Below are 15,425 nucleotides of genomic sequence, written 5' to 3'. Positions count from 1 at the left end.
TTCTTTAATTATAAAATAGAATAATGAGAAATTTCTCTATAGAATTTAAATGGGCTTCTTATGCTACGTTAGCAGCTTTACTTTGGATGTTTATTGTCAAATCTCTTGGTTTTCACGACTTAGAAAAGATTAGATATGAGGTCGGTTTTGAACTACTTTTTAACCTTGTGTTGATTATCTTTTATTGGTTGGGAATAAGACAGAAGAAACGCGAATTCTATAACGGTGTTGTTTCTTGGCAACGTGCTTTCTTATCTGGACTAGTAATCTGTATCATGATTACATTCTTCTTCCCGATTATACAGTACATTACGTTTAACCAAGTTAGCCCTAACTTTATGGCTACCTTACAGGAGGCACTAGCTACACAGACTAGCATGTCTTTAGAAGAAGCAACTAAGAATGCTACTTTCGATATTTTCTTAAGAAATGGTGTAACAAATAATCTGTCTTTTGGAGTTGTATTTATCGCGATTATTTCGTACTTTATACAGTCTAAAAACATAGCAAAGCCTGTGATAACAGAGAATAAAAATAACAAGCAAAAGAAGAACAACAAACGAAAAAATAATAAATAATCGAATTTTATGAATTTAAATAATATCCCCCTAATTAAAAACCTTGAGGCTGATAACTTCTTTTTATTAGCTGGGCCTTGTGCTATCGAAGGTGAAGAAATGGCTATGCGTATCGCAGAGCATATCGTAACAGTAACTGACAAACTAAAGATTCCTTATGTATTTAAAGGTTCTTTTAAGAAAGCAAACAGATCACGTATAGATAGCTTCACAGGTATAGGTGATGAAAAAGCACTTAAAATCTTACAAAAAGTAGGAAAAGAGTTTGGCGTACCTACTGTAACAGATATTCATGAGAACTCTGACGCTGCTATGGCTGCTGAGTACGTAGACATCTTACAGATCCCAGCTTTCTTAGTAAGACAGACAGATCTAGTAGTAGCTGCCGCGAATACAGGTAAGGTGGTAAACCTGAAGAAAGGACAGTTTATGAGTCCTGAGAGTATGAAGCACGCTGTACAGAAAGTATTAGACTGTAATAACGAAAGCGTAATGGTGACAGATAGAGGTACGATGTTCGGATACCAAGATATGATTGTAGATTATAGAGGAATCCCTACAATGCAACAGTATGCTACTACAGTATTAGACATCACGCACTCGCTACAACAGCCAAACCAATCGTCTGGAGTGACAGGAGGACGTCCTGATCTAATCGGAACTATTGCTAAAGCAGGTATCGCTGTAGGTGTAGATGGACTATTCTTAGAAACACACTTCGATCCAGCGAATGCAAAAAGTGATGGAGCGAACATGCTACACTTAGATTACTTTGAAGATTTGATGAAGAAATTGGTTGACATTAAACAAACAATCAATAAATTTTAAAAAATATTTTCAACACTACTTTTTTTATAACCAATCAGTTAGATAATTTCGGTAAAAAAAAGAAGAAAAAAAAGCCTTGCAAGTCTTGCAGATTAAGAAAACAGCCCTATATTTGCACCGTTCTAAACAAACAAGATAAGCAAAAGCTTAGGGGAGATACTCAAGCGGCCAACGAGGACGGACTGTAAATCCGTTGGGAAACCTTCGCAGGTTCGAATCCTGCTCTCCCCACCAAACGTTCATTAACAAAAAAATATTACCTAGATAAACAAACCTTTTAGGAGGGGAGATACTCAAGCGGCCAACGAGGACGGACTGTAAATCCGTTGGGAAACCTTCGCAGGTTCGAATCCTGCTCTCCCCACAAAAAGTCTTATCTATTGTATAAAAATATAGTCTAACAAACCTTTTAGGAGGGGAGATACTCAAGCGGCCAACGAGGACGGACTGTAAATCCGTTGGGAAACCTTCGCAGGTTCGAATCCTGCTCTCCCCACGAAGACTTTTTATACAATACATTATCTAGGTTACCTCTTAGGAGGGGAGATACTCAAGCGGCCAACGAGGACGGACTGTAAATCCGTTGGGAAACCTTCGCAGGTTCGAATCCTGCTCTCCCCACTAGTTAAAAAAGCGACCAGTAGGTCGCTTTTTTTGTTTATATACCTTCCCTACTCTATTTATTCCTTTATCGTGTACCTTGCTGATTCTTGCAGATTACTTGCACTTTCCTTGGAGTTTCCTAGCCTAGAAAGGTGTTTTCTCGAAGGAATGTGCTAGAACACCCCTAGCATTCCTCTAGCATCTTATTTATACACTCCATAATTAAATAGGAGACACCCATTACACTTTCTATATTCTCTAATCTATAGGCATAAAAAAAGCGATAATAGAGACACAACCTATTATCGCTTTTGTTTATACTATAATTACCTATAAAGTAATCTTCTTACCTTCTCTCATTACTTCTAACTTCGGTTGCCCTTTGTGCTGTTGAAGATACTTTCTATAGTGACATAACTTCTCCATAGGAATACCATCTATCGATAGCACTACGTCTCCTAATCGCACTACATTCTCACGCTCATGAATAGCAGCCACCATATATTGCCCATCTATATAAGCAATACCGTATCCTATCTTCTCTAAATTAGAGACTACATTACTTTCCTTTACCTTTTTAAGATAAACTAGATTTAAAGAAGGTAAATAATACAAATGAAACTGTTTTATAAACTCCACTCCCATCTGATAGGTATTGTCATTCATATTAAATGTAACCTCTTCATTATTTAAGGCTATTTTTCCCAATTTAATCTTAGCTTCTTGCGTGATCAGTGTACGATTCACTATTTCATTCATACCGAAGGCTCCTATACTCCCTACACTGATGTACGAATTAAACTTTAAGGTTCTCAAGTAAGCGATCACACCTCTATCTGCTGTCATAGTTAGGTATCCATTATCTCCTGTATCCAATAAGAACAGTCTTTTCACACTACCACCCATTTCTACTGGAACCATAATTCTACTTTTTTGCTCCGTAGGATAAGCATCAACAGGAATAAAATCATTAGTCAATATAGTATTCACTAGCTCTGGTGACAAATCATGTAATACAATTTCCTTTTTAATAGGATCTATTTCTAATATTTTATCCTTATAGATAACATTCCCTAGGATACCATCGATTTTATAACAACTAAAGATAGGATCATTAACCATCGGAAAGCTTTCAAAGTCAGTAAATGGCAAATGGTAAAAAGTATGATTTCCTACCTTTAGACTATCTACATATATGGTCTGAACTGCTTGTACAACATTATTAACATCGACTGCTGCTACATGTTCTCCATGATAGAATTCTGAAAGCAAACTGCTTCTAATAGACAATCCATCCCACCCTGTGTCAAATAAGAACTTCATCGGCTTATCATTAACCTTTAAATCTACGAGCATCCAACCAGACTCATCGTCATAAGGCAAACGAATAGTCTGTGCATAGCCCACTATAGACACTAAAAAGAAGAATAAAATCAGTTTTAAAGCTTTCATATAATATAAATTGATTAATACCCTAAGTTAGATATTTTATCAATTCCTTTTCGATAATTATGATTAATGCGTATGCTTTTTAACAAACAAAGCTAACTAGATACAAATACAACTCACAAAAGTTTCCTATTCCTTAAGATGTCTATTGACCTAATTAAACTAATGACTACAATACCCTAATTTCGCCAACACACACATCTTCCTTTTATTCAAACACTTACACAACCAATATATCTTATATAAACTCATTATGAATAAGCATCAACTATACTTATCAAATGAAATTAAACTTATTTTTGCGGCATGAGTAGAAAAAGAACAGAAAGAATCGTATTCGAAAACGTAGAAGTCCTTGATGCAGGTGCAAAAGGCGTTTCGGTAGCTAAAGCTCCAGATGGGAAAGTAATCTTTATTCCTAACGTAGTTCCGGGAGATGTGGTAGATGTGCAGACTTTCAAAAAACGCAAAGCGTATTATGAAGGGAAAGCTGTGAAATTCCACAAATTTTCTGAACATAGAATAGAGCCAGTATGTGAACACTTCGGAGCTTGTGGTGGATGTAAATGGCAAAACATGAACTATGCACAACAGTTATTCTATAAAAATCAGGAGGTTTTTAATAACTTAAAGCGCATAGGTAAAATTGAATTACCTGAGTTCGAACCTATCTTAGGGTCTGAAGAAACATTGTTCTACAGAAACAAGATGGAGTTCTCTTTCTCTAATGCTCGCTGGTTAACACCAGAAGAAGTAGCAAGTGGAGAAGAAATGGGTAAAGAAAATGCATTAGGATTCCACATCCCTAAAATGTGGGACAAGATCTTAGACATCAAAAAATGTCACTTACAACAAGATCCTTCTAATGAAATCAGAAATGAAATCAGAAGATTCGCTAATGAGCATAATTTAGCTTTCTTTAACCCACGTGAGCAAGAAGGTTTATTGCGTACATTGATGATCAGAACTGCTTCTACAGGTGAAGTAATGGTGATGATTCAATTCTTCTATGACAACAAAGAAGAGCGCGAGTTATTATTAGACTTCTTAGCAGAGCGCTTCCCTATGATTACATCATTACAGTATGTAGTCAATGGTAAAGCGAATGATACTATCTATGATCAAGATGTAGTGCTTTATAAAGGACGTGATTATATCTTAGAAGAAATGGAAGGACTTAAATTTAGCATTAATGCTAAGTCATTCTACCAAACTAATTCTGAGCAAGCATACGAACTATACAAAATCACAAGAGACTATGCAGGTCTTACAGGTAACGAATTAGTATATGACTTATACACAGGTACAGGTACTATCGCTCAGTTCGTTTCTAAAAAGGCAGGTAAAGTAGTCGGTGTTGAAGCTGTACCAGAAGCAATAGAAGATGCTAAACTGAATGCTGAACGCAATAATATTACGAACTGTGACTTCTTTGTAGGAGATATGAAGAATGTATTTAACGATGAGTTCATAGCGACACATGGACATCCAGACGTTATCATTACTGATCCTCCTCGTGATGGAATGCATAAAGATGTAGTAGAAATGCTATTAAAAGTAGGTGCAAAACGCATCGTATACGTAAGCTGTAACTCTGCTACACAAGCACGTGACTTAGCTCTTATGGATCACAAATATAAAGTGATCAAAGTACGTCCTGTGGATATGTTCCCTCAGACGCATCACGTAGAAAACGTAGTTCTATTAGAACTGAGATAACAAATAATAAACTAACAACAAAAGGCAATCATCTTGGTTGCCTTTTATCTTATAAAACGATAACGATGAACCAAGATAATAATATTCCTGCCGAAGCTTTAAAGAATCTTGTAGGAGATATCGGCTTCTGTCTAGTGTCTGCTAAAATCATGATCGAAGGCGAGAAAGTAGACTATATGTACCGAGAAGAACCAAACTCTGATACTGATAGTGGATGGAGATTCTTAAGCAATACAGAAGATGAAGCATACTTAGATAATCCTGACAATACAGATATCTATAGTGTGAATGCTGTAGCTCATAATGACAAAGCTATTATCCCTTATCTAAACGCGCCTGTAGGAAGTGAACTAGGTCGTGTAGAAGGAACAGATGAGTTCGAAGTGTTAGATTAATTTCTATACAATATGTATACAGAAATAGCTATCTCCATGAGGTAGTTATTTTTTATTTACTACTAATCGAAAACTAACTTACCCCAAAACACACAATAGAGGTATAAACAAAAAGGTTTATACAAGCTAAAGATGAGTTACTGATACAGCTACTATAACATAATTATAGAACAAATGAAAGAACGAAGCAGTAGAATTGCTTTGTAACGTTTAGCTAGCTAATACATATTTCGGATTAAAATCCTTTTATAAACGATAAGAGAGAGGCTAGCCTCTCTCTTATCGTTTATCTATTTTAGAATCACAGTCAGACCTTTTGGCCCATGTGCTCCTACTACTAAAGCTTGTTCAATATCTGCAGTCTTAGAAGGTCCTGATATATACACTCCAAAACCTTTCTCACTAGGTGTAATCAGTTTATATCCTTCATGCATATTATTCACTAATTTAGAACGATCTAAGACAATAACTAAATACTGTGTGATGAAGTATAGAGCTTTGTGCTTAAGTTGCTGTGGAAGCCATATACACCCATTCTCACATACCCCAAAGGCTCCTTCTACAATAGCTAAATCCACATTATTTAAATCATTAGGGCTTTCTACACTATCAGGATCTAAAGTTGTCAAGTGAATACCTTTTACCACTGAAGCAATTTCTTTTGCCTCTGGATAAAGAGCGCGAATCACTTCATTGATATCTTCACCCTCTTTTAAGATTATAGCATCACCTCCAACTGCTTTAGACACTTCTATGAATTGAGTTAATTTATCGTCAAACTCAATTGCAGACAGATTCATTTGCGGTTTGTCAAAGACCTGTTTTGTATTGCGTCTTATATTATTTAATATTTGATCTCTACTACTCATAACTCCCCTATTGTTTCTTTACTTTTCCTTTTTTCCACATTTCTGTAAACGACTCTTTTGCAAAATTCGGTAGGTTACGCCCGTCTTCCCATTCTTTTAACCCAAAAGTCAGAGAACGCGGTGCATATTTTGCCAATGAACTAAACTTCAAACTCGTTCTAAACAAAGCAGGATGAGTAAATAAAAATTGCATTCCTGTTGATATTAGTTTTTTAGATGAATTAGCCTTGCCTAAAGAATCTAAATCTTGACGCCATTTATAGATTTGATCAGCTAAGTCTATTTTCACTGGACATACATTATTACAAGAATAACATAGAGAACAAGCAGATAGATTCTCACTGTGTTTAACAGGATCCTTAAGCATTCCTAAGTTAATTCCTATTGGCCCAGGGATAAAGTAAGTATAAGAATATCCTCCACTACGTCTGTACACAGGGCAAGTATTCATACATGCTCCACAGCGAATACAATTAAGAGATTTGATATGTTCTTCATTGCTCAATATTTCACTTCTTCCATTATCGACTAAGATGATGTGAAACTCCCCTCCTTCGATTGGTTTTCTAAAATGAGAAGTATACGTAGTAGTTGGTTGTCCTGTTGCAGAGCGGGCTAATAATCTAGTAAACACACTTAAACTCTCATAATCTGGTATTAGTTTCTCTAACCCCATAGAGGCAATGTGTAGTTTAGACAATGAAGTTCCCATATCGGCATTTCCTTCATTGGTACAAACAACAATCTCTCCTGTGGCTGCTATACCGAAGTTCACTCCTGTAATTGCTGCATCAGCAGTAAGAAAATCATTGCGCAAAGAAGCTCTTGCTGCCCGAGTAAGATAAGTTGGATCACTATTGCCTTTCTCTGTATTTAGTTTTTCGGCAAATAAATCTCCTACTTCTTCTCTCTTCATGTGGATAGCAGGAAGTACGATATGTGAAGGCGCAGTCCCATTTAACTGTAAGATACGCTCTCCTAAATCACTTTCTACAACATCAATACCCTTGGTCTCTAAGTAATGATTAAGATCACATTCTTCTGTCAGCATAGACTTGCTTTTTACTACTTTTTTTGCATTGTGCTTATTTAAGATCTCTGCCATGATAGCATTGTGCTCTTCTGCATCTTTAGCCCAGTGTACTATCACTCCATTAGCTATAGCATTTGCTTCAAACTGCTCAAGGTACATCGCTAGATTACTAACGCTATGTAGTTTTATCTTCTCACCCATTGCTCTAAGGTCTTCCCACTCAGGAAGCGTCTTAGACATTCTATCTCTTTTCTCTCTTACAAACCACAGTGCATTATCATGCCAAGTAGCTTTCTCTTTATTCTGCTGAAACGCGTCAGCATTCTGTGCATGTTTTGTACTACTCATAATTATAAACCTGAAGCTAGAATTTCTACAACATGAATCATCTTGATAGGCATCTTATTCTTATCTATGATCCCTCCCATATGCATTAGACATGAACTATCTGGTCCTGTTATATACTCTGCACCAGTAGCCACATGACAACTCACCTTATCATTCCCCATTCGGATAGAAATAGCTGGTTCTTCTATAGAAAACATCCCTCCAAAGCCACAACACTCATCTACTCGAGTAGGTTCTACTACTTCTACACCTTCTACAAGACTAAGCAAGGCTTTTACCTTAGAATAAGGTTTTATATTTAATTCACTAGCTGCTCCTAGCTTTAATTCTCTTAATCCATGGCAACTGTTGTGAAGGCTTACTTTATGAGGAAACTTACCTGGCAATTTGTCAATCTTCAGGATATCGTGTAAGAATTCACAGATATCATACACCTTACCACTTACTTTACTCGTACAGCCTTCCTTCTCCATTAATCTCGGGTAAGTATCTTTTACAAACCCAACACAACTACCCGAAGGAGCAACTATATAGTCAAACTCTTCAAATAAATTATTAAACTGCTTCGCTAAAGGCAAAGCTTTATTCTCGAAACCTGCGTTAGCCATAGGTTGACCGCAACAAGTCTGATCTACGGGGTAATCTACTTCTACCCCAAAATGTGTCAATATTTTATAACTTGCTAATGCCGCCTCAGGATAAACTGCGTTCACATAGCAAGGAATAAACAACCCAACTCTCATATATCTATCTATTTAATTCTTAACTTCCAATATATACTATCAAGCCTGCTATTAAAATATATAACAATGCAAAACCGACAGCTTTTTTAAGGATAATACCTTCTTTACCTTGTTCTCCACAAGCTGTTGTAGCTACAGCAATACTCTGTGGAGAAATAATCTTTCCTCCTGTAGCACCTGTTGTATTCGCTGCTGCCAACCAACCTTTATCTGCTCCAATCTTATCTGCAACTGTAGCTTGTAACTTCCCGAATAAAATATTAGAGGATGTATCACTACCTGTTAAGAATGTTCCTAAGGCTCCTATCGCTGGAGCAAAGAAAGGATAGAACGTCCCTGTAGTCGTCGCTAAGGCTAATCCTAGAACTGTAATCATACCTGAGAAGTCCATTAACGTAGACAAAGCGATTAAGCAACATACTGTAATAACCGTCTTTTTTAATTGTACTGCAGTTTTACCTAATAAAGCAAACAAGCCACTTAGAGAAACTCCTTGAATCAATCCTCCTACTAATGAGCTTATAAAAATTAACACGCCTGTATCTGTCAACCAATATATTCCCACACTGCGAATACCTCCTGCGATAGAAAAGGAAAAATTCGTTTGGAATATTTCCAAATTAGATTTCATCATCGTTGCAAAAGGAAACAGAGGACTAGTCAATAAAACGAGTAATAAGATCAGTCCATATACACTCCATGCCTGAAAGATACTTAGAAGGCTAAAGCTCTGCTTCTCTATTTTATCTTCTTTCTTTGCCGTGATTTTTCCAAATAGGATAATAGTAATCACTGAGGCAATACTTCCTAAAATAGCAGGAGTCTCTGCTCCTATATATACCGCTGCATAATACTGAACAGCTAAGGTAACACCTCCTACCAGAAGACTTAAAATAATGTTCTTTGGGATAGCTTTTACAGATTTATCTGCTAATGTTACAATTAAAAAAGGAACTAAAAACATCAATACTGCTAACTGCCAAACTACATGAGCACTAATCGTAGTAATCTGCTCTACCATCTCTACTTCTCTAGCCAAAACAATAACCGGAATACCAACTGCTCCAAAGGCTGTAGGCACACTATTAGCAATCAAACTAACAACGGCTGAGAACATGGGCTTAAAACCTAAACTAATCAAAATAGCTGCAGGAATAGCTACTGCTGTACCAAAACCTGCCATTCCTTCTAACAGTCCCCCAAATCCCCAAGTCAATAGTAATACTTGAATAGATTTATCTGTTGAAATAGCCGAGAACTGTTGTTTAATAATCTCTATTTTCTGAGACTCTACTTGTACATTATAACTATAAATAGCCATTAAGATAATAATCAAGATAGGAAAAATAGCTTTCACTATCCCATATACTACTGATAAAGAAGTATCTATCAAAGAGAGATTAAAACCAAATAACGCTATTAATGCTGTAACAACTAAAGTAATACTGGCACTTTTCTCACCTGGTAACTTTAAAAAACCTAATAATACAATTAACAATATAACAGGGGTAACTGCTAATATTACCTGCAAACCTGAAACAGTTTCTAACATTTTACTTAATCTTTACTTATCTTAGAACTTTAAATATAAGGCGTCATTTACAATTACTATGTTAATTACAGTCATAAAAATACAACAAACGCCACTATTTAGAATCTTTAAAGCAAAAAAGAATCATTTTCTCCACATTTATTCTAAAACATTTATACTCTAAAAGTATAGAAGTTCACTTCGAACTTTTTTAAAGAGTTCTGAATTAGTTTTAGTATTTTTGACAACTTATATACAGAGATAAAAAATCTATATGAAAAAACTAATATTGGCAGCAGTATTTCTAAGCTTAGGAAGTTTTATTTTTAGCGCTTGTGAGAAAGATGATATTTGTGGTGCGGATGAGCCTACTACGCCTAACTTTCTAATTGAATTCTACAATTTTGAGGATCAAGGAATCGCTAAGAATGACTTAGTTGAAGCTTTTGTTGCGGGTAGAGAAAAAGATGTTATCAAAAGCAAAGCAAACAAATTACTAATACCGCTTCGCTTAGATAATCAAGAATCTGAATGGATACTTAAATCAATAAGAAGAACTCAGAATCAGACAGACACACTTTATGATACATTGACTTTTAAATATAAAATCAATACCAAGTATCTTAATAAAGCCTGTGGATATGTATCTACATTCTCCTTAAATCAAGATGGTACTTTTCCTATGTTAAACGGAGAATCTCAACAAACGAGTGGTAACTGGATTAAATATTATACAACTGAAACAAATGAAATTCAAGATAGCAAACAAGCACACTTCAAGATTTATTATTAATTGTGGTTTACTACTATTAGCTTTCTCTTCATTTGCACAAGAGAATAATCCTACAGAACTAAAGACTCCTGCTCCACTTACTGATGCTGCAGAAGAATCACCTCATTACTACCCACAGAGATATGGACTGCGTGTAGGGGTTGATTTATTTAGAATCACGCGTTCATTCTATGACAATACTTATCAAGGTTTTGAAGTAGTTGGGGATTATCGTCTTACTAAAAATTGGTATGCAGCAGCAGAGATAGGTCATGATAAAATGGATAGAGACGAAAGTAGTTATGGCTTTACAACCAATGGTAACTACATTCGCATAGGAGGTAACTATAACCTATACGAAAACTGGCTAGATAGAGAAGATATGATCTACGTAGGTTTTAGATATGGTTTTGCGACCTTCTCTCAAACTCTTAATTGGTACCAATCTTATACTACAGATCCATATTTCCCTAAAGAAAGAATAGAAGTAGATCGAAAACAAAGTGGACTTAGTGCACACTGGGTAGAATTTGTAGCAGGTATTAAAACAAGAGTATTTAGCAATGTCTTTATGGGATTCACCATGAGACTAAATGGGCTAGTGTCTCAGACGCAACCTGATGATTTTGAAAACCTATATATTCCTGGCTATAACAAAAAACACAGTGGTAATATAGGAGTAGGATTTAATTATACCATCTCTTACTTATTCCCACTATACAAATCTAAGAAAGATAAGTTTGTTGTCCCTACTGAAGAAGAAACTAAGTTTGACTTAGAAGGAAACGCAATAGAACAAGCTGAGGATTTAAAAATGATTGAAAACAATAAAAAGAAAAAGAAGTAATCTTCTTCTGAACAATATATAAAAAAGCCCCGATCTCTATCGGGGCTTTGTATTTTTTATAGTCTATTGAATAACTTCGGATAATTAGTCACTAAGCCATCTGCACCTACTTCTATCGTAGACTCGAAATCACTCCACAAGTTTTTATAGTGATAAGTGGTTTCAGATAGTCTCTCATAACGCTGTACTACTCTAGTAAAACGCTCTTCTATAGGATTAATATACAACACTGCTATTTCCTTAGACTCTCCTATCGCTAAGTTAAGTCTATTAATAGGCAATGCATTAGTAAAAGGTGTCACAGAAATATCTATATCTAAACAATCGTGTAACTCTGGATGCTCTTGTTCATCTATAATCCACTGATTATTTAGTTTATACCCATGTATAGTATAGTGCTTATGCCCCACTTTACAAGTAATATCAAAGAATCTAGTCTCCCATCTCTGATCTACTACTACTTGATAATCGGCACCATACACCTGATTATTCTTATTCCCTACTAACTCACCTTTACTGTGAATGGTTTCTCCTTTATCAATCAGGACACATTTTTCAATCGATAAATTATCGACACCTGTCCAGACTATATTTTTCTCCATACTATTGAAGTTTAATTGCTACTGTACCTATAAAAGTTGGTAAATAATGATCTACTACAAAGCGAGGATGTGGCTGAAATGCCTCTTCATATTCTTTAATTAAAAAACCTGCTTGTAGCTGTCCTCCTATCAAATCTTGAAGACTATGTCCAAAGACGAAAGCCTCCTCTTTATTTCTTTTTTCTTCTACCTGATCTGGAGTCATATCTGTCAAGTCTGCATAAGGAATCTTATACATAGGCTTCACAACTCCTTCTGCTGCATACTTAGGATCTCTATCGTGTATAAATATCACTGGATTATAGAAACTACTGATTAGTCTTCCTCCCTTGTCTAATACGCGATAACACTCTCTCCAGATCTTCGTTACATCACTTACATAGTGATTAGAGATGGGATGAACAATAATGTCAAAACTATTATCCGCGAACATCTCTAGATTCGTCATATCTCCTTCTACAGTTGTCAAATCTAAATTATCTCTAAGTGCTACTTGTTTATCCTTATTAAGTTGCTCTGTAGATAAATCTAACACAGTTACCTTACCTCCTATAGCAGCTAAAATAGGTGCTTGCTGTCCTCCAGCAGATGCTAGACATAATACGCGCTTCCCTTTTACCTCTCCTAACCACTTCTTATCTATTGGAGTTGGCAACACATATAATTCCCATTCACCTTCCTTAGCTTTTGTTACTGTCTCTGCACTTACAGGCATAGACCATTGCTGATTAGCTAACGCCTGTTTATCCCAAGACTTCTTATTGTGTTCTAAATACTCTTTACTCTTCGTCATAATTTGCTATTATTAAATTAGACCTCCTTGCTTTAAATATTGATCAAACAATATTCCGCATACTTTAGCATCACTAAGAGCATCGTGGTGATTTAATGCAAGATTATACTTCTCAGCCAAAGAAGCTAATCCTTTTTTATACAATCTATAAGTACAATGCTTCTCGTATTCAGGCACAGCCAAGTTATAATACTCTAATGTCTTCTCTAAGACTGGGAAGTCAAAGCCAAAGCCATTATGTGCTACTACATTCTGAAATTGTATAAAGGGTAATATCTTATGCCAAACTTCTTCGAATGTAGGCGCATACTGTGTATCTTCTGGTGTGATACCGTGTACGTCAATAAATTTACTCCAATAAACATTCTGAGGAGGTTGTACAAGAATGTTTAAGGAATCTACTATAATTCCGTTCTCAAATACAACTAAGCCAACTTGGCAAATACTATTGCGCTGAGGCTGAGCTGTCTCAAAATCTATAGCTGTAAATTTATTCATCGAAGTATTGTAATCATAATAGCTAAGGTAGTCTTTTTTGATGATAATCCATTAGCCTACTTACAAAAAACATCACTTTGCTAATTTTTTTAGCTAATCTTTTGGGGTTAATCTATTCTATTATAGTTCACATATAGGCATAAAAAAACGACTATAATGTATATAGTCGTTCTCTATCAAAATATTTATTGTATCTTACTCTTATTAAATCACTTACTACGATGAATAAACACTTTATCACCTATGCAATTCTATTTAGTATCATTAGTCTAAGTATTTTTTCTATTTACAAAAAGACTCAGAATCAAACATTTATTAATCAGTTTATTTCCACACATAGTGCGTCTATAAAAGAGATTAATTATTTTGACTTAGGACTATACACCTCTCTTAAACTAAGAGATCATCATGGCAACCAAGTAGACTTCTCTTCTTGTTTTGCTGATTTTGAAAAGCTTACGCATGCAGCAACAGCACATTTACTTAAAGATTAACTCGTGCTACTTTATCTTTTTCTGAATAACCTCTAACCACGTTTTTCTATCATTGACCACAAACACACACCGGTCTGTAGCCGTCTGTACCTCTATTCCATTGTTAAGCAACCACATCACTCTACAGGGTTTAATAGATTTAATATCTTCAAAAGGAATGCGGACAGTACTCTTCTGTATATTAAACTTATGAGAATGGAATACTAAAGTATCTTCAGTCATACCTAATTTACCCCCTAAGGCTTCTTTCCCTAAGAACATATTAGCTACTCCATATACTTCTAGCTCTTCTCCTTCTGCTAATGGTATTTGCAGCTTTAGTTCCACTCTTTTGGTCAAGGTCTTAATCGCGTAATACATCAATACAGAAAGTACAATACTATATACCAACCCTTTTAAAAGATAGTTTTCCCAACTTTTAATAGCTCCATCGAATAACCAATCGAAAAGAAGCATAATCAACACATATACTGTAAAGAAAAAAACTAGTATTGTTATCTTATCACTATTACTTATACCTATTGTATCATTTCCTATTTTCATAACATTTATTTCTATATTATTTAAACCATCTAATATCTATAGTAAATATACAATATAAACAAGATTTGTATCCCTACTAAGGCATAAAACATCCATAGTCCAGGAAGTAACGCTAAAGGATTAAAACGAAGTGTTGTCAATTGTTGTAACAAGGTAGAAGGCCCATTACCTAATTTAGCATTTGAAAGGACGTAGTTTGTCGTTTTTCGTTGTACCATACCCGCTACATGATTATCTTCATTAAGTGCTATTAACTCTCTCTGTATCGCTTCTTTATCAGGTTGGCTTCCAAACAGTGTAGGCTTTTTCTGATGTAGATACTCCATCAACTGAGCCACGTAATTGGTAATAAATACACTTCCTTGCTTCTCCCATAATAAAGAGATTGCCTTCTGAATAGCATATTTATTAGCTACATAGAAATAAGCAATAATCATCACAACTTGTAGAAGAAAAATGATAATCACAGAATAGTTTATATCGCTAAAAAAGGCTGTAAGGTTATCCCAAAAGCCTCGTGCCTCACTTCCTTTTCTCAACTGATAAATCTTACTCATCGAATAGAAAAAAATCCAAAGAGACAAAAATACACCTACCGCCATCATGCCTAGCCATCGAATCAAACATATAAACACGATTCTAAATGACTTAAGGCCTTGTTTTCCTACTGCTACTCCTTTATCTAATACCTTCTTCATTTTTTTATTTAAAAGTACTGAGTATTCCCTAAAAGACAAAAAATAATTCGTCTTGAAACTAAAAAGGCTACCTGATTACACA

General features: G+C 35.4%; 17 protein-coding genes and 4 tRNA genes. 11 read left to right on the top strand and 10 right to left on the bottom strand.

The features are described from left to right. The first annotated feature begins 23 nt into the window (after positions 1–23). The 6 genes from MODO_RS05275 (at position 24) to MODO_RS05250 (ending at position 2,027) form a co-directional block, all read left to right on the top strand. Entirely contained in the window at positions 24–578 is a 555-nt protein-coding gene (locus MODO_RS05275) for a DUF4199 domain-containing protein (protein ID WP_006261361.1), read from the top strand. Between the two features lie 9 nt (positions 579–587). Next, positions 588–1,406: a 3-deoxy-8-phosphooctulonate synthase gene (kdsA, locus tag MODO_RS05270; RefSeq protein WP_006261362.1), complete on the top strand. Its 819-nt coding sequence runs from the start codon at positions 588–590 to the stop codon at positions 1,404–1,406. Positions 1,407–1,556: 150 nt separating this feature from the next. Beyond that, positions 1,557–1,640: transfer RNA gene (locus MODO_RS05265), tRNA-Tyr, on the top strand. Between the two features lie 49 nt (positions 1,641–1,689). Next, positions 1,690–1,770: transfer RNA gene (locus tag MODO_RS05260), tRNA-Tyr, on the top strand. Positions 1,771–1,821: 51 nt separating this feature from the next. Next, positions 1,822–1,902 (top strand) — tRNA-Tyr (locus MODO_RS05255). A 44-nt stretch (positions 1,903–1,946) separates the two neighbouring features. Then, a tRNA-Tyr gene (locus MODO_RS05250) sits at positions 1,947–2,027 on the top strand. A gap of 312 nt (positions 2,028–2,339) precedes the next feature. Here the strand turns inward: MODO_RS05250 and MODO_RS05245 are convergent. Next, on the bottom strand, positions 2,340–3,461 hold the full coding sequence (locus MODO_RS05245; RefSeq protein WP_006261364.1) for a retropepsin-like aspartic protease: 1,122 nt from the start codon (positions 3,459–3,461) through the stop codon (positions 2,340–2,342). A gap of 303 nt (positions 3,462–3,764) precedes the next feature. Between MODO_RS05245 and rlmD the strand changes: the two genes are divergently transcribed. Next, positions 3,765–5,177, top strand: coding sequence for a 23S rRNA (uracil(1939)-C(5))-methyltransferase RlmD (rlmD, locus tag MODO_RS05240; RefSeq protein WP_006260021.1), 1,413 nt, complete (start codon positions 3,765–3,767; stop codon positions 5,175–5,177). A gap of 65 nt (positions 5,178–5,242) precedes the next feature. Further along, positions 5,243–5,572 carry a DUF2185 domain-containing protein gene (locus tag MODO_RS05235; protein WP_006265470.1) on the top strand — a complete coding sequence of 110 codons (330 nt, stop codon included), beginning with the start codon at positions 5,243–5,245 and terminating at the stop codon, positions 5,570–5,572. 290 nt (positions 5,573–5,862) lie between these two features. Here the strand turns inward: MODO_RS05235 and MODO_RS05230 are convergent, their stop codons facing one another. Genes MODO_RS05230 through MODO_RS05215 form a run of 4 tightly spaced genes read right to left on the bottom strand, consistent with a single transcriptional unit; the run spans position 5,863 to position 10,117 of the window. Further along, positions 5,863–6,441 (bottom strand): LutC/YkgG family protein, encoded by a 579-nt coding sequence (locus MODO_RS05230; RefSeq protein ID WP_006261366.1) that lies wholly within the window; start codon positions 6,439–6,441, stop codon positions 5,863–5,865. 7 nt (positions 6,442–6,448) lie between these two features. Continuing rightward, on the bottom strand, positions 6,449–7,822 hold the full coding sequence (locus MODO_RS05225; protein ID WP_006265471.1) for a lactate utilization protein B: 1,374 nt from the start codon (positions 7,820–7,822) through the stop codon (positions 6,449–6,451). A gap of 2 nt (positions 7,823–7,824) precedes the next feature. Beyond that, complete coding sequence (locus tag MODO_RS05220) at positions 7,825–8,565, bottom strand: (Fe-S)-binding protein (protein WP_006261368.1); 741 nt, start codon at positions 8,563–8,565, stop codon at positions 7,825–7,827. A gap of 19 nt (positions 8,566–8,584) precedes the next feature. After that, on the bottom strand, positions 8,585–10,117 hold the full coding sequence (locus MODO_RS05215; protein ID WP_016649298.1) for an L-lactate permease: 1,533 nt from the start codon (positions 10,115–10,117) through the stop codon (positions 8,585–8,587). A gap of 253 nt (positions 10,118–10,370) precedes the next feature. Here MODO_RS05215 and MODO_RS05210 point away from each other — a divergent pair, with 253 nt between their 5' ends. Both MODO_RS05210 and MODO_RS05205 read left to right on the top strand, forming a co-directional pair. Further along, positions 10,371–10,889, top strand: coding sequence for a DUF6452 family protein (locus tag MODO_RS05210; protein WP_006261370.1), 519 nt, complete (start codon positions 10,371–10,373; stop codon positions 10,887–10,889). Next, entirely contained in the window at positions 10,843–11,715 is an 873-nt protein-coding gene (locus MODO_RS05205; protein ID WP_006261371.1) for a DUF6048 family protein, read from the top strand. Before MODO_RS05210 ends, MODO_RS05205 begins: the two co-directional genes overlap by 47 nt. Before the next feature lie 56 nt (positions 11,716–11,771). Here MODO_RS05205 and MODO_RS05200 read toward each other — a convergent pair whose 3' ends face one another. From MODO_RS05200 to MODO_RS05190, 3 genes are read right to left on the bottom strand one after another with little or no spacing between them, the layout of a single operon-like run. Continuing rightward, a complete protein-coding gene (locus MODO_RS05200) occupies positions 11,772–12,317 on the bottom strand; it encodes a putative glycolipid-binding domain-containing protein (RefSeq protein ID WP_059050855.1) in 546 nt (181 codons plus the stop codon). A gap of 1 nt (position 12,318) precedes the next feature. Next, positions 12,319–13,110 (bottom strand): class I SAM-dependent methyltransferase, encoded by a 792-nt coding sequence (locus MODO_RS05195; RefSeq protein WP_006261373.1) that lies wholly within the window; start codon positions 13,108–13,110, stop codon positions 12,319–12,321. Between the two features lie 12 nt (positions 13,111–13,122). Next, positions 13,123–13,608, bottom strand: coding sequence for a 3'-5' exonuclease (locus tag MODO_RS05190; protein WP_006260008.1), 486 nt, complete (start codon positions 13,606–13,608; stop codon positions 13,123–13,125). Between the two features lie 221 nt (positions 13,609–13,829). On the opposite strand from MODO_RS05190, the gene MODO_RS05185 reads away from it, so the two are divergent. Further along, positions 13,830–14,102, top strand: coding sequence for a hypothetical protein (locus MODO_RS05185; protein ID WP_006261374.1), 273 nt, complete (start codon positions 13,830–13,832; stop codon positions 14,100–14,102). Between the two features lie 6 nt (positions 14,103–14,108). Here the strand turns inward: MODO_RS05185 and MODO_RS05180 are convergent, their stop codons facing one another. Beyond that, complete coding sequence (locus MODO_RS05180) at positions 14,109–14,645, bottom strand: GRAM domain-containing protein (RefSeq protein ID WP_006261376.1); 537 nt, start codon at positions 14,643–14,645, stop codon at positions 14,109–14,111. A gap of 29 nt (positions 14,646–14,674) precedes the next feature. After that, entirely contained in the window at positions 14,675–15,343 is a 669-nt protein-coding gene (locus MODO_RS05175) for a hypothetical protein (RefSeq protein ID WP_006261377.1), read from the bottom strand. Positions 15,344–15,425 lie beyond the last annotated feature (82 nt).

This window comes from Myroides odoratimimus, from assembly GCF_001485415.1.
GTDB classification, from domain to species: domain Bacteria; phylum Bacteroidota; class Bacteroidia; order Flavobacteriales; family Flavobacteriaceae; genus Flavobacterium; species Flavobacterium odoratimimum.
Note: the sequence above shows the minus strand (reverse complement) of the source record. Positions and strands in the feature narration are given on the sequence as shown.